Origin of the sequence: Rhodococcus sp. IEGM 1318 (assembly GCF_033142465.1) — a bacterium.
Lineage (GTDB): Bacteria > Actinomycetota > Actinomycetes > Mycobacteriales > Mycobacteriaceae > Rhodococcus_F > Rhodococcus_F qingshengii_B.
Map to the genome: position 1 here is coordinate 160,774 of NZ_JAWLSC010000008.1, position 24,128 is coordinate 184,901.

Genomic DNA, 24,128 nt, shown 5'->3' on the forward strand with positions numbered 1-24,128 from the left:
CGCCGAAAAGGCGGGCACTCCGCGCGATGGGAGTGCCCGCCTTTCCATAGGTCAGTGTTTCACCAGGGGCTGGTACGCAGCACGATCTCGGTTGCGAGTTCGGCCGGTGCAGACTTCACGACGTCGTCGACACCCGGAAGTTCCGTCACGCGGAAATCGGAGTACACGAAACGACCGCTGGCGTCGGCAATGGCCCGACCTCCACTGCCCACGACGATGGTGGTCGGCACTTCGACCGGCGGTACGCCGGCAATATCGCTCGCCGACGGATGTCCGCGGTCCACCGCGATCAGACTCGCGAAGCGGCCGAACTGCCGTGCCGCCAACAGCCAGGCGAGATCGGCTCCCTCCCGGTGACCGACCAGGTTCACCCAGGCGATGTTCAACTCGTCCAGAAGTACCACTGCTGATGTCTCGTCGAGATTCTCGATCGATTCCACCGCGACGGTCCGCAGATCCGAATGATGCAGTCGCTCACACACATCGTCGTACAAGTCGACGGGGTCGCCTTTGCCCGGGAGCAGGAGTACCGCGTGCTTGCTGACCGGCCCGTCGATCCGAACGGTGCACGAACCACTGCCCACCGCCACTCGAGTCAATTCCATGTCTGGAAACGGTACGCGATCCACACTGTGGAGGGCCCTGGAGTCGACAGAAGTATGACCACTCATACATTCTCACCACCGCCTGCGAGTCCGATTTGTTCGCTCTGCACCGCCTCCCCACTGAGCGAAAGTGGCTTTCGGCGCATCTGAGGCGACGAACGTACCGTTCGCTCGGGGTTGGGGGTGGGCCGAACTCAGGTGAAGGGCAGGCTAGGTGCCGGACGGCTTCGGGAGCCGCGTCATTCCGTAGACGTGATCAGCCCGTACCGTGAGAATCTGTCGACGCTCTGCCACCATTGCTTCGCGGTACTCCTCCCAATCGGGATGCTCCTGACCGCTGATGTCCCGGTAGAGCTCGACCAGTGCGTCAGACACTTCGTCGTGAGGATCGGCCGCTGCGGGTGTCACCACGGCAAGTCCTTCGATCACGGCGTAGCTCCAGAAGTCGGGCGCGCTGACATGGAGGGAAACCCGCGGATCGCGGACCGCATTTTTACTCTTGGCGCGATCGGCAGTGATGGACACGGAAGCCGTCTTCGACTCGGCATCCCAGCGGTAAATGATGTTGGACAACTGTGGACGGCCGTCACGCTTGACGGTTGCCAGCACACCTTGTTTTCCCTCGGCCACGAGTGCGAACAACGCGTCGTCAGTGCCTGTGTCATTGCTCATAACTGCACCAACGACGCCGTGCGGCCGGTTTGTTCCGAGGCAGTCCAGTTCGAAGATTGCGGACCGCAATCGCGTGACTGCTCTTCCCCCGATCGATGGCGGCGGACAAAGATGGTCGACATGGCAAATTCTCGCGACATCCTCCGGCTGACTGCGTTCAGTTCGGATCCGGCCGGCGGTAATCCGGCCGGCGTGCTGCTCGACGCCCGTGGGCTAGACGACTCCGAATTACAATCTGTTGCAGCCGAAATCGGGTATGCGGAGACGGCATTTCTCATCGAACCGGAACTCGGAGACAACCCGCGCCACAGCCGGATCCGCTACTTCTCCCCCATCGCCGAAGTACCGTTCTGCGGTCATGCCACCATCGCGACAGCCGTAGCACTCACCGAGCGCGACGGCAGCGGAACCTTCACTTTCGAAACACCGATCGGACCGGTATCCATCGACACGGCGACTGACGAAGACGGGCGATCCACCGCGACCTTCACCAGCGTCGAACCGTCGGTCTCGCCGATCGATCATGCTGTGTTGACGGCACTGCTCGGGCTGATCGGCGTCGATTCGTCTGCACTGGACCAGCGGTATCCCGCCATGCTCTCGTACGCCGGCAACACGCACCCGGTCGTCGTACTTCGTGATCAGGGGACGTTCGACGAGTTCACCTTCGATCCACCCGCAATGCGAACTCTGATGGACGCGCAGGGATGGGCCGGCACGGTGACGATCCTGCATCCACTGGACGACTCCACTTTCGAAGCCCGCAATCTCTTTCCGGTGGGAGCAATCACCGAGGATCCGGCAACGGGCTCTGCTGCTGCATCGACCGGCGGTTACCTGCGCGAACTCGACCCGGCGGCCACTCCTCGCCGGATCACCATCTTGCAGGGCCGACACGTCGGGCGTCCCAGTGTTCTCGCGGTCGACATCCCGGCAGGCGGCGGCATCGCGGTCACGGGCACCGCCGTGCCCATCGCCGATCCGCGGTAACTGCCCGGCGATGAGTTTCTCCGGGTCCGAAGGTCTACATCACCACACCATCACAAGACCATCGCATCGAGCCGGGAGAACACCATGTCTGCAATCGCGTCAACCGCACACAACCTCCACGTCACCAAGCCACGTGCCGTACTCGGCGCCACGGTAGTTGCTCTCGTAGTCAATCTGATCCTGTGGTTGATCGGCCTCGCATTGGGCGGATCCTTCGAGATGACAGATCAGGGAAAGCCTGCGAGCGTCGCGCCTGGTGGGGTCATCACATTGACGGTGGTGCCACTGCTGGTCGGTTTGTCGGTCGCAATGTTGATCTCACTGAAGTGGGAGCCGATCATCCGCATCGCCCAGATCGTGGGTGCAGTCGTGGCGCTCGGCACCATCGCTCTGACCATTGCCGCAGACTTCGACGCCGCCAGCACGGTCATGCTCGCGCTGATGCACGTGGTTGTCGCCGCGGGCGTCGTCGTCGCGCTCGAGGCTGTACGTCGGTCCCCCTCGAACTAGACCGCGGTTGGCGGCGCGGAATACGTTTCGACGATCTCGGCTGCCACGTCGCGCAACCTGGTGTTCGTGGTCTGAGACTGCTTGCGCAGCATGTGAAATGCGGTGTCGGCGTCGATCCGATGGATGGCCATCAGCATGCCTTTGGCCTGTTCTATCGGCGCCCGGGTCTCGAGCGCGCGTTGCAAGGCATCAGCCACCGCCCTGGCAGATCTGAAGCGAGAGAAGTCGCCGATCGCGCGTGAGACTGTTGTCGTGAGAATCTCCATGACGTCCGCGTCGACGCTGTCGAAGGCCGCTGGAGCGCGTCCGTACAGGTTGAACGAACCCAGACGCTGATCCGGCGTGAAGAGCGGCGCCGCGAGAAAGGACTTGATCCCTTCGTCCTTCGCCGCCGCCGCGAACCGCGGCCAGCGTTCCGCGCTGGTCTCGGCATCGACGACAACGGTTTCACCGGTTCGAGCTGCGTGCAGACACGGTCCGTCGCCTGCGTCGTACTGCTCGATGTCGACGCGCAGGGTCCGCGAGTCGGTGTGAACGGCGGTGTAGGTCTGCCCGGCCAGATCGATGGTGACGCCGATACTGTCGGCGCCCTCGATGGCGTCGTTCGCGATTTCGACGGCGCGCTGGAGCAAGACCACGAGTTCGTCCTCGTCGCCGATACTTCCCCCGAGCGCTGCCAGCAACTCCCGGACCGCGCTTGCGGTCAGTCGAGTTTCCGCAGCCTCGACGGCGACGTCAGCGCCGGCTGCCGTCGCGTCGTCCGGCATCACTGACGGGACCGAATCCTCGGTTCTCGGGTCGAAGCCTCTGGGGTCGAAAGCGGTATCCACGACGAAGCATTCTTCCAGTTTCGAGGGCAGGAAGGAGAGTGAGTTCGGCGACAAAACCCGGCACACCGGCGAGCTGTCATCGCCATCGGTGGAGTGCGGCGCCGAGATTTCTTCTCGCCCGAGTGTGTTGGCCGCGAACCGCGTCCGGGCTCAGTTCCAGGACAATCGCAATCTGCGGATACGTCATCCCCTCGACTTCCCGCAGGACCCAGGCGGCGCGCTGGTGCAGGGGCAGGCGATCGAGTTCGGATTCCAAGGCGTCGAGAAATGCTGTGCCACAAACTTCTTCGCTCGGATCGCGCAATCGGGGATCAGCTCCTTCCCTGAGTTCGTCCACGTCAGCGGCGCACGAGCCGACTTTTCGATAGAAATCCGAGATCTTGCGGGAACAGATCGCGAACAACCAGGTCTTGATGCTCGAGCGCCGCTGAAACCCCGGAAGTTGGCGCCACGCGGCAACGCAGGTTTCCTGGACGATGTCGTCGACGTCACTCTCGCTCGCGAGCAGTCGACGGGCAAATCGATACAAGTGCGGGCCGTGTCGGCGAACGATGACATCGAAGGCTGCGTGATCGCCGAGTATTGCCGCGTCGACCAGCACCTCGTCACTGAAGTCGGTCAGCAAGCCGTCGAATTGATCTGTCACCGCGCACACTCCTACTAGGGAGCCGTCGCGGGAGTGAGGCCTGGCTATTCTACCGCGTCCACGCAGACGACTGCGGGAGCGCTCTCAGTCTTCGAGTGCGGAGGCAATGACGGGGAGCCCACGCGGCGCCCCGCCGTTGATCAGTTTCTCGAGCAGATCCTGGTCGAGATGCTGTTCCACAAGGTCGGCAAGGAGGTCGAGTTGCTGCTCTCGGACATCGGCAACCGAAGTGTCGGGGGCAACAACAAAACCGGTAACCTCGATCTCCCGCAGCAGTCTGCGCCGAAAGTCGTCACTTTCCAGGAGTCCGTGCCAGTGGGTCCCTCGAACAGACCCTCGCACGCTGCCTTCCGGTGCGCCTTCGGAACCCTCCAGCAGTGGACGGTCGCCGTTGCGGACTACCCGGCCGTGATGAATCTCGTACCCGGACACAGAGATACCGTCTGCCGTACCGGTCACCTGCGCCAACACCTTGTTGGGCGCGAACTCGATCTCGAGGTCCAGCAGTCCGAGTCCCGCCGTGGTACCCGATCCCGATTCGACGTCGTCGACGATGGACTTGCCCAGCATCTGATAGCCACCGCAGATTCCCAGCACTGCCTGCCCGCGACCTGCGCGAGCGATGATCTCGTCGGCCAGGCCGGTACTGCGCAACCACTCGAGATCACTGACAGTGGACTTGCTCCCTGGAATCACCACGAGGTCCGCGTCGCGAATACGCGCCGCGTCGGTGATCCACGAAACCGCAACGCCCGGTTCACATGCCAGGGCCTCGACATCCGTCGAATTGGAGATCCGCGGCAGCCTGATCGCGGCGACGCTCAACCACCGATCCCCCAGAGGCGGACGCGGTCGGCCGACCGGAGCATTCCCGGTCACCCCCAACGAGTCTTCGGCATCGAGCCAGAGGTCGTCGGCAAAGGGAATCACGCCGAGCGTCGGCCGGCCGGTGAGGCTGTGCAGTTGCTCGAGGCCGGGTTCCAACAGGGCAACGTCGCCTCGGAATTTGTTGATCACGAACCCGGCGATCAACGACTGGTCGCTCGGCGAGAGCACCGCCACGGTGCCGAAAAGATGGGCCAGGACCCCACCGCGATCGATGTCACCGACGACGATGACCGGAATCCGTGCAGCCTCTGCCAACCCCATGTTGGCAAGATCCGTTGCGCGTAAGTTGATTTCGGCCGGTGAACCGGCGCCTTCGCAGATCACGACGTCGAACTCGGATCGAAGCGATTCGAGATCCTCGGCCACGACTCCTCGAAGCCACTGGCGATGCTGCATGTAGTCGCGAGCACCCACCGTGGTCGTCGCCTTGCCCCGAACGACAAGTTGCGACGTCCGGTCACTGCCCGGCTTGAGTAACACCGGGTTGAATCGAACACTCGGTTCGAGCCCGCACGCCCGTGCTTGAAGGGCCTGCGCACGGCCGATCTCTCCGCCGTCGAGCGTGACGACGGAATTGTTCGACATGTTCTGCGCCTTGAACGGAGCAACTCGGACGCCTCGACGCGCCAGCATGCGGCACAGTCCGGCTACGAGAACGCTCTTGCCCGCGTCGGACGTGGTGCCCGCTACCAGCAGAGCGCCATGCATCTCCGAACTCAAGGCAGGGTGAGAATCTCTGCACCGGTCTCGGTGACCACCAGGGTGTGCTCGAACTGTGCCGTCCACTTACGGTCCTTGGTGACGACGGTCCAGCCGTCCTCCCAGATCTCGTAGTCGATACCACCGAGGTTGATCATCGGTTCGATCGTGAAGACCATGCCCGGTTCGATGATCGTCTCTACCGCGGGCTCGTCGTAGTGCAGGATCACGAGACCGTTGTGGAAGGTCTCACCGATTCCGTGTCCGGTGAAGTCACGGACGACGCCGTACCCGAACCGATGGGCGTAGGACTCGATGACACGTCCGATCACGTTGAGCGCGCGGCCGGGCTTGACGGCTTTGATGGCCCGCATCGTTGCCTCGTGTGTGCGCTCGACGAGCAAGCGGTTCTCTTCGGACACGTCACCGGCGAGGAACGTCGCATTGGTGTCGCCGTGCACCCCGTTGATGTACGCGGTGACGTCGATATTGACGATGTCGCCGTCCTGGATCACGGTCGAGTCGGGGATTCCGTGGCAGATCACCTCGTTGAGAGACGTGCAGCACGACTTGGGAAAGCTCTTGTAGCCCAACGTCGACGGATATGCGCCGTGGTCGAGCATGAACTCGTGTGCGATGCGGTCGAGCTCGTCGGTCGTGGTACCGGGAGCGACAGCCTTGCCGGCTTCCTGCAGCGCGCCTGCAGCGATCTTGCTGGCGATGCGCATCGCCTCGATCGTCTCCGGCGTCTGAACCCAGGGCTCGTTGCCCTCTTTGGCGGTCGGCTTCCACGCGTACTCGGGCCGCTCGATCTTCGAGGGTACAGCGAGGACGGGAGAGACGGTTCCAGGGACCAATGGGGTACGCACAGACATGCAGAACAGCCTAGACCTCGCGTCGCGCGTCAGCCGGATGCACTCCAGTTCCGGAAAACCGGATCGACGAGAATTCTGATGGGGGTCGACATCGTCTGTCCGAATTCCTCGAAGAGCTTGTCACGAGATTCGAAGGTGCCCAGATCACGGTCGACGAATTCGGAGAAGTCCAAGCAATCGCACGAAATTGATTTGCCCCAACTGATCGGAGCGCGTCCGATCGCGTCGAACAGTGTTTCCTCGCCGGTGTTCGTGAATGGTTCGACAGCTGAGACCACCGCAGGTGAAACGATCTCGGAGATGTCCTGCCAGCGTCCGTCGACCAGAAATTCCGGCCACGCCAGCAGCACTGACTTCGGAATCACCGCATGTAGACGCCGAAATCTCGGGTACCAGAATTCCCCGCGTAGTACGAGACCGCGTACTCGGGTGGCGATACCTCGGCGGCGAGCCAAGGCTTCGACGATGGCCAGTCTCTGACTGCAGGATCCGCGCTCTCGACTCAATGTCACCGAGACGGGTTGCCGGTCGTCGAGGCCGTACACCGGCCGAATATTTCCAGCGACGCTGCGATGCGCCGACACCAGGAACTCCCGCGCCGACTGGATCGCACCTTCTGCAATGTCCTCGTAGAGGCGGGCCACGTCGTCGTGGCCCCAGTCGAGAATCGGCGTCGCGGTTATATCGCCACCGGACACTTCGTGGCGGATGTCACCTTCGCGGATTCCGCCGAGCAGCACGCACGTCATGTCTCAACCGTAGTGCGCGGCCGGAATCCGTGGAGCCTGACAGAATCCGAACCGTGAAGAAATGGCTGCTGTTGATCACCGCGATCCTGACCGAGGTGTCTGCGACTCTGTCTCTGCGCGCTGCCCTCGATCACCCCGCCTGGTACGTCGTGGTCGTCGGCGGATATCTCGCAGCATTCACCGCGTTGTCGTTCGTCCTGCGGGAGGGCATGGGACTCGGTGTTGCATACGGAATCTGGGGCGCAACCGGAGTTGTCCTGACCGCGGTGTTCGCGACTTTCCTATTCGGGGATCCTCTGACAGCCACGATGGGCGTCGGCATTGCCCTGGTCATCGGCGGAGTGCTGTGCGTCGAACTCGGCTCTCAGGCAGCTGCCGACAGCGGACCGGCGGACCCAGCATGACATTCGTGTTTCTCATCGCTGCAATTGTTTCCGAGGTCACCGCAACACTGTCGCTGAGGATGGCGTCGCAGGACGGCAGCGACAAGCGTTGGCTCGCAGTTGTCACCGTGGGGTATCTCGCCGCTTTCGCCTTCCTCACACTCGCACTCGACGCGGGCCTCACCATAGGCGTCGCGTACGGCATCTGGACCGCATGCGGGGTGGCGCTGACGGCAATCGCATCCCGCATTCTCTTTCACGAACCACTGACCAAACTCATGATCGTGGGGATCGGTCTCATCGCCGCAGGCGTGCTTCTCATCGAACTCGGAGCGGGTCACTGAGCCCAGCACATTTCAGTGTAAGGTTTACCTAACTTTGCTCTGGAGGTAGTCCGCGGTGCCGATCCCTGCCCTTCGTGAAATCGACGGTGGCCTCCACCTGTCGGATTCCGACCGCCACACTCCGATGGCGCGCGCCGTCCCGGCGCCGTTCCAACTGACGACGTACATCGTCGAGACCGACCACATCACCCAGTGGCCACAGCACGCGCATGCCGAGCACGAACTCATCTGGTCCGACCGCGGCGTCGTCAACATGATCATCGACAATCAACTCTGGACCGTCACTCCCGGCGTCGGCCTGTGGATCCCTCGCGGAGTCCTCCACGAAGGTCAGGCCAATCCCCACGTCGCATTCCGTGCCACCCTCTTCACCCCCGAGTTGTGGACTCCCGCCTGGAACGAACCGTGCATCGTGACGCTGAGCGAGGCGGCGCGAGTTCTGCTGATCCACCTCGCCCATACCGGAATGCCTGCAGAACAACGCCTTCGGGCACAGCAGGTCTGCGTCGATCTCCTCACTCCCGCATCGGCCCCGCATTTCGACGTGCCGATCCCCCGCGATCCTCGGCTACGGATACTCGTCGACAAAGTTCTGTCTGATCCCGCCGACGATCGATCACTCGATCAGTGGGCGCACGTTCTCAATCTCAGCCGACGCACGGTCACCCGGATCTTCGCCGCGGAACTCGCCTTGAGCTTTGCGCAGTGGCGCACCCTGGTTCGCATGAGTACGGCCTTGGGAATGCTCGGGACCGGGATGAGTGTGAATGCAGTCAGTCGTCGAGTCGGGTACGGGACGTCGAGTTCGTTCATCGCCGCTTTTCGCAAGACGGTCGGCTACACCCCCGGCAATGCTCTCGCCGCCGTCAACTGACTCGAGCCTGACCTGTTGTCGACATCTGCTGGCCCCTTCGCTACACGGACGCGCCCTACATTCACTTAGGTAAGCCTGCTCTCATGTGCTCGAGGCACTGAGTCGTGCAAGCACTTCCCCGATCAATCCCGAGGAGTTTCGCGTGTTCAGATCTGCCCGTCAGAGAATTCTTCCCCAGCGGAGGCGACGAATAGTCGTTGCGCTGATGGTGGCGGCCGCACTGCCTCTGGCTGCCTGCACGCAGTCGTCAACCGAGACCGAAGGAAACAATTCGTCGGCATCCGCCGTCGAGGACGGCGCGTTTCCCGTCACGATCAAGCACGCATTCGGTGAAACCGTCATCGACAAGGAACCGACCAGGGTCCTCACCCTCGATTCCGCAGCGGCAGACACCGTCATCGCCCTGGGAGTCACCCCGGTAGCGATGCAGAAGGACTCGTGGGCCGGCGACGCCGACGGCTTCCTGCCGTGGACCCGCGCGGAACTCGAGAAGTCGGGCCAGACACTGCCCACGCCTGCGCCGTACTACTCCGACAGCGGAGAGCTCCTGTTCGAACAGATACTCAATGTCGCACCCGATCTGATTCTTGCGCCGTATTCCGGTTTCTCCGAACAGGACTACCAGCGCCTGAGTTCGATCGCCCCGACACTCCCCTACGACACCAAGCCGTACCAGCCGAGTTCGTGGCAGAACCTGGCCACCGATGTCGGCAAGGCCCTCGGTCGCCCCACGCAGACCGCTGCGCTGATCAAGTCCGTGGAGGAAACTGTCCAGGAGTCGAAGGCGAGCCATCCGGAATTCAACGGGGTCACCTTTGCCTTCGGGTCCTACATCCGCGAGGGAGAAACCGAAACCGCCATCTACGGCCCGGACGATCCGCGCGTGAAGTTCGTCGAAAACCTCGGGCTCACAGTCGCTCCCGACGTGGTCAACGGTGCCAAGAACTTTGCAGGCGACTCGTTCCTGTTCGGCATCAGCATGGAAAAGCTCGACACGATAAACACCGACGTATATCTCGGATGGGCAAGCGATCAGTCGGAAGTCGACAGCACGTTGGCCAACACCCTGTTCGCACGGTGGCCGGTTATCGCCAACGGGAAGGACTTGTGGATCACCGACAATCGCCTGACAGCCGCCACCATGTACGTCAGCGTTTTGAGCGTTCCATGGGCAACTGACGAGCTGGTCCCCCAGTTGACCGAACTGGTCGCGAAGTAGCAGCTCACCCCCTGATCAGGCATTTGAATGCCACTCACTGCGCAGCATTGCAAAAACCACAGTGTCGGTCCATTCGTTCTTGATCCACGCATTCTGCCGAAAATGTGCCTCTCGTCGCATCCCGATTCGCCGCGCGAGTCGTGCCGAGGATTCGTTTCTCGCATCCATCTCCGCGACCACACGGCGCAATCGGGGTGTTGCGAACACCAGGTCGAACAGAGCGGCCACAGCTTCCGTCGCGAATCCTCGGCCGCCGAACTCGGGCGAGAATGCCCACCCGACTTCTGCCGTGTGCGCGGTTTCGGCTGTGCAACCCGATTCCTCGACTAGCCAGGCACTCATGCTTCCGACAACCCGGCCCTCGTATTCGACGACAAGAGCCACCGCGCCCGCTGCCAGGTCGCGTCGAGACATTCTGGTCTGCACTGCCTCTCGCGCATCTTCCGGGCTCCAGGGTGCGTTGAACAAATACCGGCACACGTCGCTACGCCCGTAGAAGGTGAGAAGATCCTGATGATCGCCGGAACGGTAGGTACGAAGCACCAGTCGATCCGTCCGAATTGTTACCGGCGCAGTCGTCGGCGTCATGCCTGCGTCCTCCCAATCCATGCCGTCACGGTAGATCCTCTCGGATTCGTGGGCGAGCGAATATCGCGAGGATATCCAGCGCTCAATGTTTGATTTGCCCCGTGGCGGGATACTTCACCACCGTAAATAGTCGCAATACGGAGTTACGCCAGGCAATTTCGCACTTGATACCAAGGGGCGGTCATGGCCGAGGATTCACTGGTGAAGCAAGGTGTGGCAAAAGGAAGCGCGCTGGGCGGAGCCGTTCTTCTCGTCACCGTCGGCGTGCTCGAGATTCTCCAAGGCATCTCGGCGATATCCAAGGACGATGTGACCGTTGTCGGCCCTGAATACGCGTACCAATTCGACCTCACTTCCTGGGGATGGATTCACCTCGTACTCGGCGTGCTCGTCACCGCTGTCGGAATCATGCTCTTCACCGGCGCGACGTGGGCACGGGTAGGCGCGATAATCTTCTGTTCGCTGTCGATCCTCGCGAATTTCCTGTGGCTACCCCACTCTCCGTGGTGGTCGATCACCATCATCGCGCTCGACGTATTCGTCATCTGGGCTGTCGCGACATGGAATCCCGACGTGATCTGAGGTCTCGACTCCGGATCCACCCATCGAATTCAGCGTTTTCATCTGTGCGGCAGCAGTTTCCCTCCGGAGAGGAACATGATGGCAAACGGCACGAACGACGGCCCACTCCAGGAGGACGAACGTGCCGAACTAGCCAGGTTGCGGCAAGAGGTTGCAACGCTCCGCGAGCAGACTCCCAGCGCCCGCGAAACGACCGTCGAGCAAGTCTCCCGGCCACCTCGACACGGACTGCGGTGGACTGCCGTGGCGATACTGCTGGTGTTGGTCGCGCTCCTTGCCGTCTTGTCCGTGACCACCCGCTTCACCCGTAGTCAGATACTCGACACGGACCGCTACGTCAGTACGGTCGCGCCACTGGGCGAGAATCCCGCCGTTCAGGCCGAGATCACGAATCAAATCACCGACGAGATCTTCGATCGTGTCGACGTCGAGGGGCTCACCACCGACGCACTCACCGCACTGACCGACGTGTCGAATCTTGCTGCCAACGCGCCGCGTCTGGATCAAGCCGTGGTGGGGTTGGCACCGGTGATCGCCGGCCAGGCAAAGAGCTTCGTTCACGACACGGTGGGCTCGCTCGTTCGGTCACAACAGTTCGAGGACTTGTGGATTCAAGCGAACCGATCGGCGCACAACGCACTGGTCTCGGTCATGACCGGAGATTACGGCCCCAACTCCGTCGAAGTCGATCAGAGCGGAACCGTCAGCATTTCGCTCAGTACGATCATCGACAGGGTCAAAACAGCTTTGATCGACCGCGGCTTCGCCTTCGCAGACAAAATCCCCTCCGTGGACAAGGAATTTGTTCTCTTCCAGTCCCCCGAGCTGGTGAAGGCACAACGAGCCGTCTCGGCACTCGACAAGGTCTCAGCGGTGCTGCCGTGGTTGGGAATCGCGTGCGCGGCAGCCGCTGTCGCCGTTGCGCCAACCGGTCGCAGGCTCCGCGCACTGTCCCTGGTCGGCCTGTCGATTGCGTTGGGAATGCTGGTTCTCGCGATCGGAATTCTCATCGGACGCGCAATCTACCTCGACAGTGTGCCAACCGATATCCTCTCGCCAGACGCCGCCACTGCCGTCATCGACACAGTTCTGGTACCACTGCGCACGAGCCTGCGAGCGGTCGCGGTCCTCGGCGTGGTGATAGGGCTCGGGGCCTACCTGGTCGGTGGGTCGTCCTCGGCGATCGCCGTTCGACGAGGCTACGGGCAGGCGTTGGACTTCGTCCGGCATTCTTCAAGCGGCCGTACGCCGAATCAGGTGGAGCGGTGGGCCAATCAGCTTCGTGTTCCGCTGCGCTGCGCCATCATCGGCATCGCCGCACTGTTGCTGCTCTTCTGGCGCTACCCCACCGGTTTGGTCGTGGGTTGGATCGTCATCATCTCGCTGGTTGCACTCGTAGCTCTCGAAGTGCTGGTTCGTCCCGCACGCGCCGCCACGCAGGACGCCCGGCCTGACGATACCGAAACCGAGGACGCCAGGCCTGCCGCAGAAGATGCGAAAACTACGCCAGCGCCTTTGCCTTGATGGCCTGGAATTCCTCTTCGTTGATCGCACCGGAGTCGAGAAGCTCTCTGGCGTCGGCGATCTGCTGGGTCGGAGATTTCCCGGCGACGGTTCGAATGTAATCACTCTGCGCGTGTATGTGCTGCTGAGCGGCCTCCATCGACCGCCGAGTCATTCCGTCATTCTTGACGACCACGTAGATCATGGCGGACAAGAATGGAATGACGAACAGGAATACCATCCACAACGCTTTGGCCCAGCCCGAAGTCTCGTGATCACGGAACAAGTCGGTGATGATCGAGAACAACACGCTCAAGTACGCCACAAAGGCAAAGCAGACGAAGATGAACCAGAAAAATTCCCAGAAGCCTTCCATATCAACGCTCCCTGCACTCGGTTTACACATCAGGAGTTCGGGAGGCTGACGTTCCGCGCCTGAACTTCTGCATGCGGCCAGAACTCCCTGGTCCAAGGTCATTTCAGTATGCGCCGACGACGTCCGCTACGGCTACAGTTCGAGAGGGTTGAGGACTGCGGACCGTTCATCCACTATCGGAATCACGATTCTCCGATTCGAGATCTCTTGTCTGGCCGCCTTTTCGACGAGGAGAGGCACGAAGTCACGGATCCGACAGCCCACAAAACGCTGGTGAATTGTTCGCACTCTGTTTTCGATCTCCGGTGGAGGAACTGCGGGATAGCGGGAAATCAGGCGAGTGATCACCCGCTCGACGTGGAGCAACTCTTCGTCGCCAGTCATTCATTAATGGTCGTCTGTACAGCCGAGCGCGTCAAGACTCGGAAAGGGTTCGAAAACAACACAATTCAGGTATCTCTCGCAGCCAGGCCGACCGATGGGGCATAGTTCGAGACTTCTGACAACTGCGGGGGGATAATCGACGGATGATGTGGGCGGAGAGTCTAGGTCGGCTACCGGGCGTCGCGACTGCCCGTGGGTATCGCCGCGAGTGGTTGCGAACAGATGTCACTGCCGGACTCGTCTTGACGGCCCTTCTGATCCCCGCTGGTATGGGCTACGCCGAGGCCGCCGGGCTGCCTGCGTACGCCGGACTGTACGCCACCATCGTGCCGTTGCTCGCGTACGCGGTAGTCGGACCGTCGAAAATCCTTGTACTCGGACCCGATTCGTCGCTGGCACCGCTGATTGCAGCCGCGGTCATACCGCTGGCTGTAGTCGGCGATTCGGAGAATGCGCTTGCACTAGCCGGTGTTCTCGCCATTCTTGTCGGACTCATCCTCGTGATCGGCGGATTCCTTCGTCTCGGCTTCGTGACCGAACTCCTCTCGAAACCGATCCGTCTCGGCTACCTCAACGCCATTGCACTCGTCGTCGTGGTTGGTCAGATTCCCAAGCTGCTCGGATTCTCCGTCGACGCGTCCGGTCTACTCGGTGAAATCGGCGGGATCGCAAAGGCCCTGGTGGGTGGCGGCGTCGACCCCCTCGCTGCCGCCATCGGCGTCGGTTCACTCGTTGTCATAGTCGCCTTCCGGCTCTGGGTACCTGTTGTTCCCGGCGTTCTGGTGGCCGTTGTCGCGGCCATAGTCTTGTCCGCTGCCGCCGGTCTCACCGATGACATCGGCATGGTCGGCGCACTGCCGGAAGGACTGCCCCTCCCCTCCGTCGGCGGAGTCACCTGGCAGGACGTCGGCCATCTGATCGGGCCTGCCGCCGGTATCGCATTGATTGCCTTCGCCGACACCGGCGTTCTCTCGCGCACCTTCGCCGCCCGACACGGCGAGGACGTGAACGGCAGTACCGAGATGAAGGCGATCGGTGTCGCGAACGTGGCCGGCGGACTGTTCGGCGGGTTTCCGATCTCGGCGAGCGGGTCACGAACTCCGGTAGCCGAACAGAGTGGGGCGCACACACAATTGGCCGGCGTCGTCGGAGCACTCGCCGTCCTGGTGTTTGTCCTCGTCGCTCCTGGACTCACGGCATATTTGCCTGATGCAACTCTGGCCGCCGTCGTCATCGTCGCCGCGTGTGCACTGATCGACGTAGGCGGCATGGTCCGCATGTGGCGCATGAGCACTGTGGAATTCAGCCTTGCCGTCGCGGCGTTTCTGGGAGTCGCCCTGGTCGGGGTGCTCCAAGGCATCCTTGTTGCGATCGGGCTGTCCTTCGCAGCGGTCATCGCGCAGGTATGGCAGCCACATCGAACCGAACTCGTCGAGACGGGCGAACCCGCCGGATTCCACGACGTCGAACGCCATCCAGATGGGCATCGCATCCCCGGCCTGGTGTTGGTGAGGTTTGACGCTCCACTGTTTTTCGCGAACGGCGAGATCTTCGACGAGTACGTTCGCTCCGTCGTCGCCAAGGCGCCAGATCCGGTCGACTGGGTGGTTATTGCCGCCGAACCGATCACCGGACTCGATACAACGGCCGTCGACGAACTCGTCGATCTGGATACATTCCTGGAGGGCAAAGGAATTCGATTGGCGTTCGCGGAGATGAAAGGTCCGATCAAAGATCGTCTCATCCGATTCGGCGTCGGCGACAGGTTCGATTCGACGCACTTCTACCCGACCGTCGAAGCGGCCGTGAACGCATTCCGCACCCGACCCAGTGACTGACAACGCCAGGCAATCGGGAGTCGTGGCTGCATTAGGTACCGTTTGGTATGGGATTCACGACGGACAATGTTCCGGCTCGCCGTATCGCTCAGGTCGCCGGCGTGGGCGGTATTGCCGTCGGCGTTGTCGCGCTCATCGCGTTGTACTCCACCACAGCGATCAACCCGTTGATCGCCGTGGCCTCCTTTGTCCCGATTTTGCTTGCAATCACCTTCGTCGCGTCCTTGATATGCCTGGCCTTTCGGCGCTGGATCCTGCTGGCGATCTCGGTGGTACCGATAGCGGTGGGCGCGTCGGTGATCAGTCCGCTGTATGTGGCAAACGGTTCCGAAATCGACGGGCCGACGCTGCGTGTAATGCAGGCGAACCTTCTCTTCGGGCAGGCAGACCCCGTCAGTTTGACTGCGACGGTCCGCGAGAAGGCAGTCGATGTCCTGACGGTTCAGGAACTGACCACATCACTCGAAGGCTCTCTGAGAGATCAGGGGCTCGAGCAACTGCTTTCGCATCACTACTTGGTACCGGACGAGGCCGGCGGCGGCGGAGCCGGGATCTACAGCCGCTACCCGCTGACGGATACGCGAGAGCTGAACGGCTTCGGACCCACGAATCTTGTTGCAACAGTGGGCTTCTCTACTCCATTCACGCTTCTGGCGGTACACCCCGGACCGGCGTACGTGACCCCACCCGACGTGTGGACTGCCGAGCTGAGCACTTTGCGAAACGCGCTCGACGCTGCTGCCACCGAGGAAACCGTCATCGTCAGTGGCGATTTCAACACGACCTTCACGCACAAGCAATTCCGTGACCTCCTCGACGTCGGCTACACCGATGCCGCAGACCAGTTGGGAGTCGGCATCGTCCGCACCTACCCGGCGGACAAGAAATTCCCCGCGATTGTCGGCATCGACCATGTACTTCTACGGGGCGCACAAGCGAAGTCGCTCGATCGGATCGAGATCGAAGGTTCCGATCACTACGGCTTGATCGTCGACGTCACGATCCCCCAGTAGTCGGAGAGCACCCGACCCGCACGAATGCGTTGGGGATCACCCGTGCTTCGGCATGCTTCGACCCGACACATCGATCGTTCGATGTAGGTGATGCGGCGTACGCAGGACGATCGACCGGTCCACCACGGATACGCCCGGAAACTGCTCGGCGAGATAACCTTCCAAACGCTGCACGTCGTCGATCGAGCGCAGCCACACCGCCAATGCGATGTCGTAGCTGCCGATCGTAGAAGCAACAAGCCTCGCCTCACGCAGGTGGGAAAGGCGCTGAGCAATTGCCTCCTTTCGCCCGTCGAGACGTAAGAAGTACCAGGCGTAAACCGGCCAGCCGGAGTAGGGCCGAGCAATCTCCGTGCGGACGACCAGACGCCCCGTCGACAGCTCGTGCGAGAGGAGCGCCCCGGCGCGGGCCGCTGTTACTCCGAGCGCTGTGGCGAGGGCAGAGACGGTAATTCGTGGTTCGCGAGAAAGAATGTCGAACAGCTTCGACTGTTCCTCTTCGCTGGCGCGTACCCCACGATTCTTCGCCGCCGGGGCCGACTCGAGCGCGGCAATTTCTTCCGCATCGAGAGCACGTAGACGCCAGTTTCGTGCGTCGGAATTCGCCGAGGACACGATCTGAGTTCGCATCGCAGTGACCATCGGCAGCGATCGTGTTCGTTCCAAGACATACCTGGACAATTGATCGAGGTCAGTGCAGGTCAGCGTGACGAGTAGATCCCGATTGCCGGTTGTGAGATCGACTGTGAGAACTTCGGGATCGTGCGCGATCTGTTCGGCCACGCTCAAGGTCTGTGCCGGTGCGCATTCGATCTCGAGCAGTGCGGTCGCCGACACGATGGGACCCCCACGGTACGCAGCGATCCACGCTATCCCTTGCGAGTGCAGACGCTCCCAACGCCTGGTCAGGGTGACCGGGTCGGAACCGATCGCGCGTGAAAGCTCGGACCACGAGGCTCGCGGCCTGATCTGCAGTGCGTTCAACAGTCGAAGATCTTCGTCCTTGAGCACCTGATCCTGCACCGAGGACCTCACTTTCGAAAGAATGCTGCACCGAAACAGGATCGAAACGCATCGATCCTAACTTCATCACATCAATAGTCCACCAAATCCTGAACCTCGAGAACGCTTACTTCTTGCGTTCGTTCGCCCCCTCGAGAAAGACACCGACATGACCGAAGCATTCCCTGTCTCGCATGACGATTCTCCGGTCAGCGATCAAACCGCGACGCAAAAGGTCGTCTTCGCCTTGAGGTCGCCACGCCTGTGGATCGTGGCGATTCTGCTCCTCGCGCTTGCGGCAGGCGCCCAACTGATCGGCCCCGCAGTGATTCCTGTCGGCGCTGCCGCCATCACGATCTTGCCCATGGTGTGGGGACTGATTGCCGGCGGTGCCGTCTCGAGTCAGAAGTGGAAACCTCTCGGCCTCGATCTTCAGGCCGCAGCCTCGGCAATCATGGGGTTGGCTGTTCTCTTGCTTTGCGCAAGACTGTCTTTCACCATCGGCCCGAACATCCAACTGTTGTTCGAGGCGGGCCCTGCCCTGCTACTGCAGGAACTGGGGCACTTGTTCGGCACTATCGCTCTCGCACTCCCGCTGGCGGTACTCCTTCGGATGGGACCGGCCACCGTCGGAGCAACCTTCTCCATCGACCGCGAGGGGTCCTTCGCGATGGTCAGTGAACGCTACGGTCCCGATTCCGACCAGTACCGTGGTGTCCTGTCGATGTACGTCTTCGGCACTCTGTTCGGTGCCGTGCTGATCAGCCTGATTGCGTCGCTGGCTACATCCTTCAACATCTTCGACCCCCTTGCGTTGGCGATGGGTGCTGGGGTCGGATCCGGCTCGATGATGGCTGCCGCTGCCGCCAGCGTCGTTTCGGCGCACCCCGAGATGGCCGACCAGGTACTCGCCGTAGCGGCAACATCCAACATCATCACCGGCCTCCTCGGCCTGTATGTCGGCATGTATGTCGCACTCCCCCTTGCCGATCGAATCTACGGCGCACTCACCAAGCGCTCGAAGACGACCAGCGAACGGAAAGCCCACACTGCCCCACGAGCGGTTTCGCCGAGCGTCACCGTGCCGCTGACCACTATCGTTCCGATTCTGTTCGTCGGTGGGGTCATCGTCTCCTCGATCGCAGCGGGCGGCGTATCTCGATCGATCATCGTCGGTTACGTGATCCTCACCGGATTGTTGCTCCTGGGCGTCGGCGTGGCCCGCCTGACGCGCGGCAAGATCGCGGCGATGATCGCAATCATCACCATCGGCGCCTTGGCGACAACGCCGTGGTCACCCATCGGTGATTTCGTCTCGAGCACCGTCGGGACTGTCGACTTTCTCTCGATCTGCACCCTCACCTTGACTGTCGCAGGTCTCAGCCTCGGCAAGGACCTGCCCTTGCTCAAGACGATCGGCTGGAAGATCGTGCCGGTCGGAATCGTCGCGATCCTCGCCTCTTACCTACTTTCCGTGGTCGTCGCGGAGTTCGCGTTGGGCCTCTGGCACTAGAACTACACCCGAAGACGCTGAGAACCGAAGACACCGCGATCCGAAGACACAGAGAACCAAAGATGTTGAAAGGAAGCAATACCCATGTCCATCGCTGACACCCTCACCCACACAGACTCGGTTTCGAGCACGATCGAGAAGTGGGCATCACGCCTCATCGATGTCAGCCACACGATCCATGCTCACCCAGAGCTAGCATTCGAAGAGCATCGGGCGTCCGCCCTCTTGTCGGACGCCGCACAGGAAGCCGGCTTCGCGGTTACTCGCGCCGCCTACGGCCTCGAGACGGCATTCGAAGCTGTGCGAGGCTCCGGCCCCTTCCGCGTCGTCGTCTGCGCCGAGTACGACGCCCTTCCCGACATCGGTCATGCGTGTGGACACAATGTCATCGCCGCTGCCGGACTGGGAGCAGCGATCGCGCTCGGAGAGCTCGCGGAGGAACACGGCCTGACTGTCGTCCTTCTCGGTACGCCGGCCGAAGAACATGGCGGCGGGAAAGTCTTGCTGCTCGAACATGGCGCATGGGAGGGCGCGGCGATGTCGATCATGGTCCACGGCGCTGCAGGCGAGGACGTCAGTTGCATCGCCACCGGAACGCAGGCAGTCGATCGGTTCGATGTGACCTACACCGGAAGAGCCGCACACGCCGCCGCTGCGCCACACAAGGGCATCAACGCAGGTGACGCCGCCACGATCGCCTTGGTTGCCATCGGACTCCTCCGCCAGCAACTTCCGTCCGACGTCAGACTGAACGCCTACGTCGAGCACGGCGGCGAAGCAACAAACATCATTCCGGCCTCGACGTTGGTGCGAGCGGAAGTTCGGGCCGCAGAACTCGACGTGCTATTGGACGCCAAGCGTCGCATGCTCGCCTGCTTCGAGGGCGCAGCTGTGGCCAGCGACTGCTCCTGGTCGACCGAACGCGCCGAACCTCGGTACGAGGAGCTGGTACAACATCGCGTGCTGGCGACGATCTGGGACGAGGAGATCGCGAGCCTGGGCCGCACCGCGGCCGCCCGAACTCCCCTGACCGGTGGCTCGACAGACATGGGCAACGTGTCGAAGGTGGTTCCCTCGATCCACCCGATGATCGCGTTACGCGGCGTTACCGGAGTTCCTCACACGATCGAGTTTGCCGCTGATGCCCGCTCCGCAGCGGGCGACGAAGCTGTTCTGCACGGAGCAATTGCAATGGCGCGCACTGTGATCCGAGCCGCCACCGGGGACTCACGCTCCAACCTCCTGACGATTGCGGCCCAGCGCGAGTCAGGAGCGACCACCGTCACGAGCGCCGAATGAACACCACCGGCGTCTATGTTTCCGCGCTCGAATTCTTCTCCATCGGCATCGGGCCCTCCAGTTCACACACGGTCGGTCCGATGCGAGCCGCCCGCACTTTTGTCGGCGAGGTCTCCGCCGCCGGCTTGACCGCGTCGGTCGACCGAATTCGCTGCAATCTGCACGGCTCTCTCGCCGCCACCGGAATAGGGCACTGCACTCCCGACGCGGTGATCGCGGGACTTCGTGGGTTGGATCCTGAAACGTGCGAGCCGACCGACGTTCACGGGTGTTGGGCTGAGCTGTCGGGCGGCGGATCGGTGATGCTCGTCGGCGGCTCACTCGGACACGTTGTGTTCACTCACGAGGACATGGTGTTCGAGCCGCTCGTTCGCCGTCACGAGCACCCCAACTCGATGACACTGACCGCCTTCAAGGGTCACGAAATCGTCTGTACGAGTACATATCTGTCGATCGGTGGCGGATTCGTGCTACGCGCCGGAACTCAGACGCAAGTAAGTGCGCATTCGATCAACTCACGCTATCGAAACGCGAAAGAGCTACTGGCGGAATGCAGATCCGGAACTATCGCCGAACTGGCACTGTCTGACGAACTCGCGATACACGGCCAGGATCGGGCATTCGCCGGCATCGATGCGATCTGGTCCGCGATGCGCGCCTGCATCGAGCGCGGCACCCAGACCGAAGGTGTATTGCCCGGGCGCCTCGGAGTTCGCCGAAGAGCGCGGTCTGCGAACATTCAACTGGAACAACGTAACTGCGCACCATCCTCTCGCGAGTGGCTGACCGTTTACGCCATGGCGGTCAACGAAGAAAACGCAGCAGGTGGCCGCGTGGTAACGGCTCCGACAAACGGTGCGGCAGGCATCGTGCCTGCAGTGCTCTACCACCACATACGCGCGACGGGCGCCGGCCTTCACGACGTTCGAACCTTTCTCCTCACTGCGGCCGCAATTGGATCGATCATCAAGGCGAATGCTTCGATCTCGGGTGCGGAAGCCGGGTGTCAGGGTGAGGTCGGAGCCGCCTGTGCGATGGCGGCGGCCGGTCTGTGCGCTGTCATGGGCGGATCGCCACGACAAATCGAGAATGCAGCTGAGATTGCCATGGAACACCATCTGGGGCTGACCTGCGATCCGGTTGGTGGCCTGGTCCAGATCCCGTGCATCGAACGAAATGCCGTCGCTGCCTCGACTGCGGTCACCGCAGCTGAGCTCGCATACCTGGGTGACGGGACACATGTGGTGAGCCTCGATACCGTCATCGAGACCATGCGACAAACCGGAAACGACATGTCCGTGCGTTACAAGGAAACCAGTGAGGGCGGGCTCGCAGTCAATGTCGTCGAGTGCTGAGGGGATGTCGACGGCAGCGGCGACGGCGGGCGGACGCCATCGCCGGAAATATCATCCTCTCGAACGATGAAGTCCGGTGTACCGATTTCTACACTCGTTGACATGACTTTGTGGACGGTGACCAGATGATCGCTCATCACGCTGGAGGAATCCCACTTCACAATTCTTCACGGCACAACACTGCAGGGCCGTCGCGATCAACGCAGTCCTCCGGTCGCAAGATCGTCGCGTTGATCGCGTTGGTCGCCGGTTTCTCCGTTGCCTTCGTTCTCGCCCCGGGCATGGTGACCAGTAGGCCGGGTGATGGGTACGCAGACCAGGGGGAACTCGTCGAGACGGTCCGCGCCGCGTTCGTCGAATACTGGAGTTCCGGTGTCCAAGCCTTCTCTCCGAGCTTGGAGTCCGCTGTCGACTACTGGCTGCGGTACCACGTGGCCAAGGCCGTGATCGCGGTAATCCTGCTGACGGTTCTGCTCGCACTCGGCCGGATGCTCAAGGCGTCGTTCGTGAACGCCGGCCCTCTGACGGCTGGAAAGAAACTCGCATTCGTCTCGGCGGGAGGGCTGGTCACGATCCTCGCACTGTTCTCCTCGGTGCTCGTGATGGCAAATGTCCAAGGTGTCGTTGCACCCTTCTCGTCGCTGATCTCGATGCTGCCCGTGGGCGAGACGGAAGGGGAACTCGCCGATACTCTCGGTCAAGTTCGGTATCAGCTCGCCGAGTCCACGGGCGCCAGAGGGCAGGAAAACCCTGCGCTCGATCTGATGATCAGCGACTTCGCTCGATATCACGCGGCCATGGCTGTGATCGCACTGATCGCGGCAGCAGTATCACTCGGCGTGTCCGTGCTGCTGTGGGTGCGCTTCGCGAAAACTGCGCGATCCGACAGACGGACGAGATTCGTGTCGGGGTCGATCGGTGTTCTCGCTGCACTGTTCACGCTGGGATTAGTCGTTGTCGGCGTAGCAAACATGGGCACCGCGGCAGATCCGGCACCGGCGCTGGCGGCGTTCTTCGACGGCGGGCTCTGACCCAAGTCATGGGTTCAGGCCAGGGTTCCGTAGTCCCCCAGTACCGGTTGAGGAGGTACCTGGGGACTGCGTCTGCCGTACCCGGGGTCGATGTGTGAGTGCCCTCGGACAGGCAGAGTTCGACTCATGAAAACCGGAGCAAGACGCATCATGCTTGTCGGCCTGTGCAGCGCCATGGTTGCCGGAGCTGTAATCAGCTGCAGCACGGACAAATCCGCAGACAATCCGACAGCCACATCCGACAAAGTCATGGACTCTGCCATCACCGACCAACTCGATTCGATCATCGACGCAGCGGTGAATTCGACCGGGATTCCCGGTGCGATGGTGGGCATTTGGGGACCCGACGGCAACTATGTCAAGGTTGCAGGAGTCTCGGATACGGCAACCAAAGCACCGATGGAAACCGACTTCTACCACCGGATCGGCAGCGTCACCAAAACATTTACCGTGACCGCCCTACTGCAATTGGTCGACGAGGACAAGATCGGTCTCGATGACCCGATCTCCAAGTACGTCGATGGCGTCATGGAAGGCGATGCGATCAGCTTGCGCCAGCTGGCGGGGATGCGCAGTGGGCTCGTGGACTACACGACGTCCGAACAGTTTGTCATGGAGTATCTTTCGGATCCTCGCCGAGCTTTCACACCCGAAGAGCTCGTGGGGTACGTCAAGGATCTCCCACTTCAGCTTCGACCAGGGACCACCGTCGACTACTCGAACACCAACACTATTCTGCTGGGAATGGTGATCGAAAAGGTCTCCGGCTCCAAACTGTCGGAAGTCATCGACACCAAGATCACGACACCACTCGGAATGGAGCACACCAGCTTTCCCACCAACAACGCGTTCCCGACACCACACGCACAGGGGTACACCAACCAAACGCTCGACGAATCCGTGACCGCGGCAACGGACTGGAATCCGTCGTGGGGCGGCGCTGCGGGTGCAATGATCTCGTCGTTGGACGACATGCGCATCTGGGCTCCGGCACTGGCCAAGGGCGATCTCCTCACCGACGACACTCAGAAGCAGCGCCTGCAAACCGTGAGCTTGAGCGAAGGGGACGACAGCTCCGGCTACGGACTCGGTTTGTTCAACAGCGGCGGCTGGATCGGTCACAACGGAAGCCTGCCCGGCTACAAGACAGTCTCGGTCTACTTGCCCGAGAAGGACACCACACTGGTCGTCTTCATCAACACCGACATCGACGGCGAGACTGACCTGACCAGCGCTTTGATGGTACCGATCACCGAGTTGATCAGCCCGGACAATGTCTACGGCTGATCAATTTCCTCTGGCTGCTCACGGGCCCGTAATCAACCTCCACCGCGTTTTTTATACCGGTGGAGGTTGAGCG

The 24,128-nt window shown here is 61.7% G+C and carries 26 protein-coding genes; 15 read left to right on the forward strand and 11 right to left on the reverse strand.

All coding sequences use genetic code 11. The features are described 5' to 3' along the window. Positions 1–59 precede the first annotated feature (59 nt). Entirely contained in the window at positions 60–605 is a 546-nt protein-coding gene (locus R4P65_RS19765) for an alpha/beta fold hydrolase (protein ID WP_230813011.1), read from the reverse strand. A 210-nt stretch (positions 606–815) separates the two neighbouring features. Further along, a complete protein-coding gene (locus tag R4P65_RS19770; RefSeq protein ID WP_317827822.1) occupies positions 816–1,277 on the reverse strand; it encodes a PPOX class F420-dependent oxidoreductase in 462 nt (153 codons plus the stop codon). Between the two features lie 120 nt (positions 1,278–1,397). Between R4P65_RS19770 and R4P65_RS19775 the strand changes: the two genes are divergently transcribed. Together R4P65_RS19775 and R4P65_RS19780 are read left to right on the forward strand one after the other, a co-directional pair. Next, on the forward strand, positions 1,398–2,267 hold the full coding sequence (locus R4P65_RS19775; protein WP_230813009.1) for a PhzF family phenazine biosynthesis protein: 870 nt from the start codon (positions 1,398–1,400) through the stop codon (positions 2,265–2,267). Between the two features lie 84 nt (positions 2,268–2,351). After that, complete coding sequence (locus tag R4P65_RS19780) at positions 2,352–2,777, forward strand: DUF6069 family protein (protein WP_317827823.1); 426 nt, start codon at positions 2,352–2,354, stop codon at positions 2,775–2,777. On the opposite strand, the gene R4P65_RS19785 is transcribed toward R4P65_RS19780, so the two are convergent. The 5 genes from R4P65_RS19785 to R4P65_RS19805 all read right to left on the reverse strand — a co-directional run bounded on the left by R4P65_RS19785 (position 2,774) and on the right by R4P65_RS19805 (position 7,464). After that, positions 2,774–3,607: a GAF and ANTAR domain-containing protein gene (locus R4P65_RS19785; protein ID WP_317827824.1), complete on the reverse strand. Its 834-nt coding sequence runs from the start codon at positions 3,605–3,607 to the stop codon at positions 2,774–2,776. The two genes, R4P65_RS19780 and R4P65_RS19785, sit on opposite strands and share 4 nt — an antisense overlap. A gap of 76 nt (positions 3,608–3,683) precedes the next feature. Beyond that, positions 3,684–4,253 carry an RNA polymerase sigma factor gene (locus R4P65_RS19790; RefSeq protein WP_230813006.1) on the reverse strand — a complete coding sequence of 190 codons (570 nt, stop codon included), beginning with the start codon at positions 4,251–4,253 and terminating at the stop codon, positions 3,684–3,686. 84 nt (positions 4,254–4,337) lie between these two features. Beyond that, complete coding sequence (locus R4P65_RS19795) at positions 4,338–5,849, reverse strand: cobyric acid synthase (RefSeq protein ID WP_317827825.1); 1,512 nt, start codon at positions 5,847–5,849, stop codon at positions 4,338–4,340. An 8-nt stretch (positions 5,850–5,857) separates the two neighbouring features. After that, positions 5,858–6,715 carry a type I methionyl aminopeptidase gene (map, locus tag R4P65_RS19800; RefSeq protein WP_230813004.1) on the reverse strand — a complete coding sequence of 286 codons (858 nt, stop codon included), beginning with the start codon at positions 6,713–6,715 and terminating at the stop codon, positions 5,858–5,860. A 29-nt stretch (positions 6,716–6,744) separates the two neighbouring features. Further along, a complete protein-coding gene (locus R4P65_RS19805; protein WP_317827826.1) occupies positions 6,745–7,464 on the reverse strand; it encodes a transglutaminase domain-containing protein in 720 nt (239 codons plus the stop codon). Positions 7,465–7,517: 53 nt separating this feature from the next. Between R4P65_RS19805 and R4P65_RS19810 the strand changes: the two genes are divergently transcribed. From R4P65_RS19810 to R4P65_RS19825, 4 genes are all read left to right on the forward strand, one after another. After that, a complete protein-coding gene (locus R4P65_RS19810; protein ID WP_317827827.1) occupies positions 7,518–7,868 on the forward strand; it encodes a DMT family transporter in 351 nt (116 codons plus the stop codon). Continuing rightward, positions 7,865–8,191 (forward strand): DMT family transporter, encoded by a 327-nt coding sequence (locus R4P65_RS19815; RefSeq protein ID WP_317827828.1) that lies wholly within the window; start codon positions 7,865–7,867, stop codon positions 8,189–8,191. Before R4P65_RS19810 ends, R4P65_RS19815 begins: the two co-directional genes overlap by 4 nt. Before the next feature lie 55 nt (positions 8,192–8,246). Further along, positions 8,247–9,065: an AraC family transcriptional regulator gene (locus R4P65_RS19820; RefSeq protein WP_317827829.1), complete on the forward strand. Its 819-nt coding sequence runs from the start codon at positions 8,247–8,249 to the stop codon at positions 9,063–9,065. A gap of 142 nt (positions 9,066–9,207) precedes the next feature. Continuing rightward, positions 9,208–10,284, forward strand: coding sequence for an ABC transporter substrate-binding protein (locus R4P65_RS19825; protein ID WP_317827830.1), 1,077 nt, complete (start codon positions 9,208–9,210; stop codon positions 10,282–10,284). Positions 10,285–10,299: 15 nt separating this feature from the next. On the opposite strand, the gene R4P65_RS19830 is transcribed toward R4P65_RS19825, so the two are convergent. After that, a complete protein-coding gene (locus tag R4P65_RS19830; protein WP_317827831.1) occupies positions 10,300–10,893 on the reverse strand; it encodes a GNAT family protein in 594 nt (197 codons plus the stop codon). Between the two features lie 162 nt (positions 10,894–11,055). On the opposite strand from R4P65_RS19830, the gene R4P65_RS19835 reads away from it, so the two are divergent. Continuing rightward, positions 11,056–11,454 carry a hypothetical protein gene (locus tag R4P65_RS19835; protein WP_317827832.1) on the forward strand — a complete coding sequence of 133 codons (399 nt, stop codon included), beginning with the start codon at positions 11,056–11,058 and terminating at the stop codon, positions 11,452–11,454. Between the two features lie 78 nt (positions 11,455–11,532). Next, positions 11,533–12,978: a hypothetical protein gene (locus R4P65_RS19840; RefSeq protein WP_317827833.1), complete on the forward strand. Its 1,446-nt coding sequence runs from the start codon at positions 11,533–11,535 to the stop codon at positions 12,976–12,978. Here R4P65_RS19840 and R4P65_RS19845 read toward each other — a convergent pair. Then, positions 12,956–13,333 carry an SHOCT domain-containing protein gene (locus R4P65_RS19845; RefSeq protein ID WP_317827834.1) on the reverse strand — a complete coding sequence of 126 codons (378 nt, stop codon included), beginning with the start codon at positions 13,331–13,333 and terminating at the stop codon, positions 12,956–12,958. The genes R4P65_RS19840 and R4P65_RS19845 overlap by 23 nt on opposite strands. 132 nt (positions 13,334–13,465) lie before the next feature. Then, positions 13,466–13,717 (reverse strand): three-helix bundle dimerization domain-containing protein, encoded by a 252-nt coding sequence (locus tag R4P65_RS19850; RefSeq protein ID WP_317827835.1) that lies wholly within the window; start codon positions 13,715–13,717, stop codon positions 13,466–13,468. 143 nt (positions 13,718–13,860) lie between these two features. Between R4P65_RS19850 and R4P65_RS19855 the strand changes: the two genes are divergently transcribed. After that, positions 13,861–15,555: a SulP family inorganic anion transporter gene (locus R4P65_RS19855; protein WP_317827836.1), complete on the forward strand. Its 1,695-nt coding sequence runs from the start codon at positions 13,861–13,863 to the stop codon at positions 15,553–15,555. 47 nt (positions 15,556–15,602) lie between these two features. Continuing rightward, a complete protein-coding gene (locus R4P65_RS19860) occupies positions 15,603–16,568 on the forward strand; it encodes an endonuclease/exonuclease/phosphatase family protein (protein ID WP_317827837.1) in 966 nt (321 codons plus the stop codon). A gap of 36 nt (positions 16,569–16,604) precedes the next feature. Here R4P65_RS19860 and R4P65_RS19865 read toward each other — a convergent pair whose 3' ends face one another. Next, on the reverse strand, positions 16,605–17,603 hold the full coding sequence (locus tag R4P65_RS19865; RefSeq protein ID WP_317827838.1) for an Lrp/AsnC family transcriptional regulator: 999 nt from the start codon (positions 17,601–17,603) through the stop codon (positions 16,605–16,607). 136 nt (positions 17,604–17,739) lie between these two features. Here R4P65_RS19865 and R4P65_RS19870 point away from each other — a divergent pair, with 136 nt between their 5' ends. The 5 genes from R4P65_RS19870 (at position 17,740) to R4P65_RS19890 (ending at position 24,055) form a co-directional block, all read left to right on the forward strand. Continuing rightward, positions 17,740–19,083: a DUF3100 domain-containing protein gene (locus R4P65_RS19870; protein WP_317827839.1), complete on the forward strand. Its 1,344-nt coding sequence runs from the start codon at positions 17,740–17,742 to the stop codon at positions 19,081–19,083. A gap of 84 nt (positions 19,084–19,167) precedes the next feature. Continuing rightward, positions 19,168–20,382, forward strand: coding sequence for an amidohydrolase (locus R4P65_RS19875; RefSeq protein WP_317827840.1), 1,215 nt, complete (start codon positions 19,168–19,170; stop codon positions 20,380–20,382). Beyond that, on the forward strand, positions 20,379–21,737 hold the full coding sequence (locus R4P65_RS19880) for an L-serine ammonia-lyase (RefSeq protein WP_317827841.1): 1,359 nt from the start codon (positions 20,379–20,381) through the stop codon (positions 21,735–21,737). The genes R4P65_RS19875 and R4P65_RS19880 overlap by 4 nt, the downstream gene beginning before the upstream one ends. A 125-nt stretch (positions 21,738–21,862) precedes the next feature. Beyond that, positions 21,863–22,768: a hypothetical protein gene (locus R4P65_RS19885; protein WP_317827842.1), complete on the forward strand. Its 906-nt coding sequence runs from the start codon at positions 21,863–21,865 to the stop codon at positions 22,766–22,768. A gap of 126 nt (positions 22,769–22,894) precedes the next feature. Further along, positions 22,895–24,055 carry a serine hydrolase domain-containing protein gene (locus R4P65_RS19890; protein ID WP_317827843.1) on the forward strand — a complete coding sequence of 387 codons (1,161 nt, stop codon included), beginning with the start codon at positions 22,895–22,897 and terminating at the stop codon, positions 24,053–24,055. Positions 24,056–24,128 lie beyond the last annotated feature (73 nt).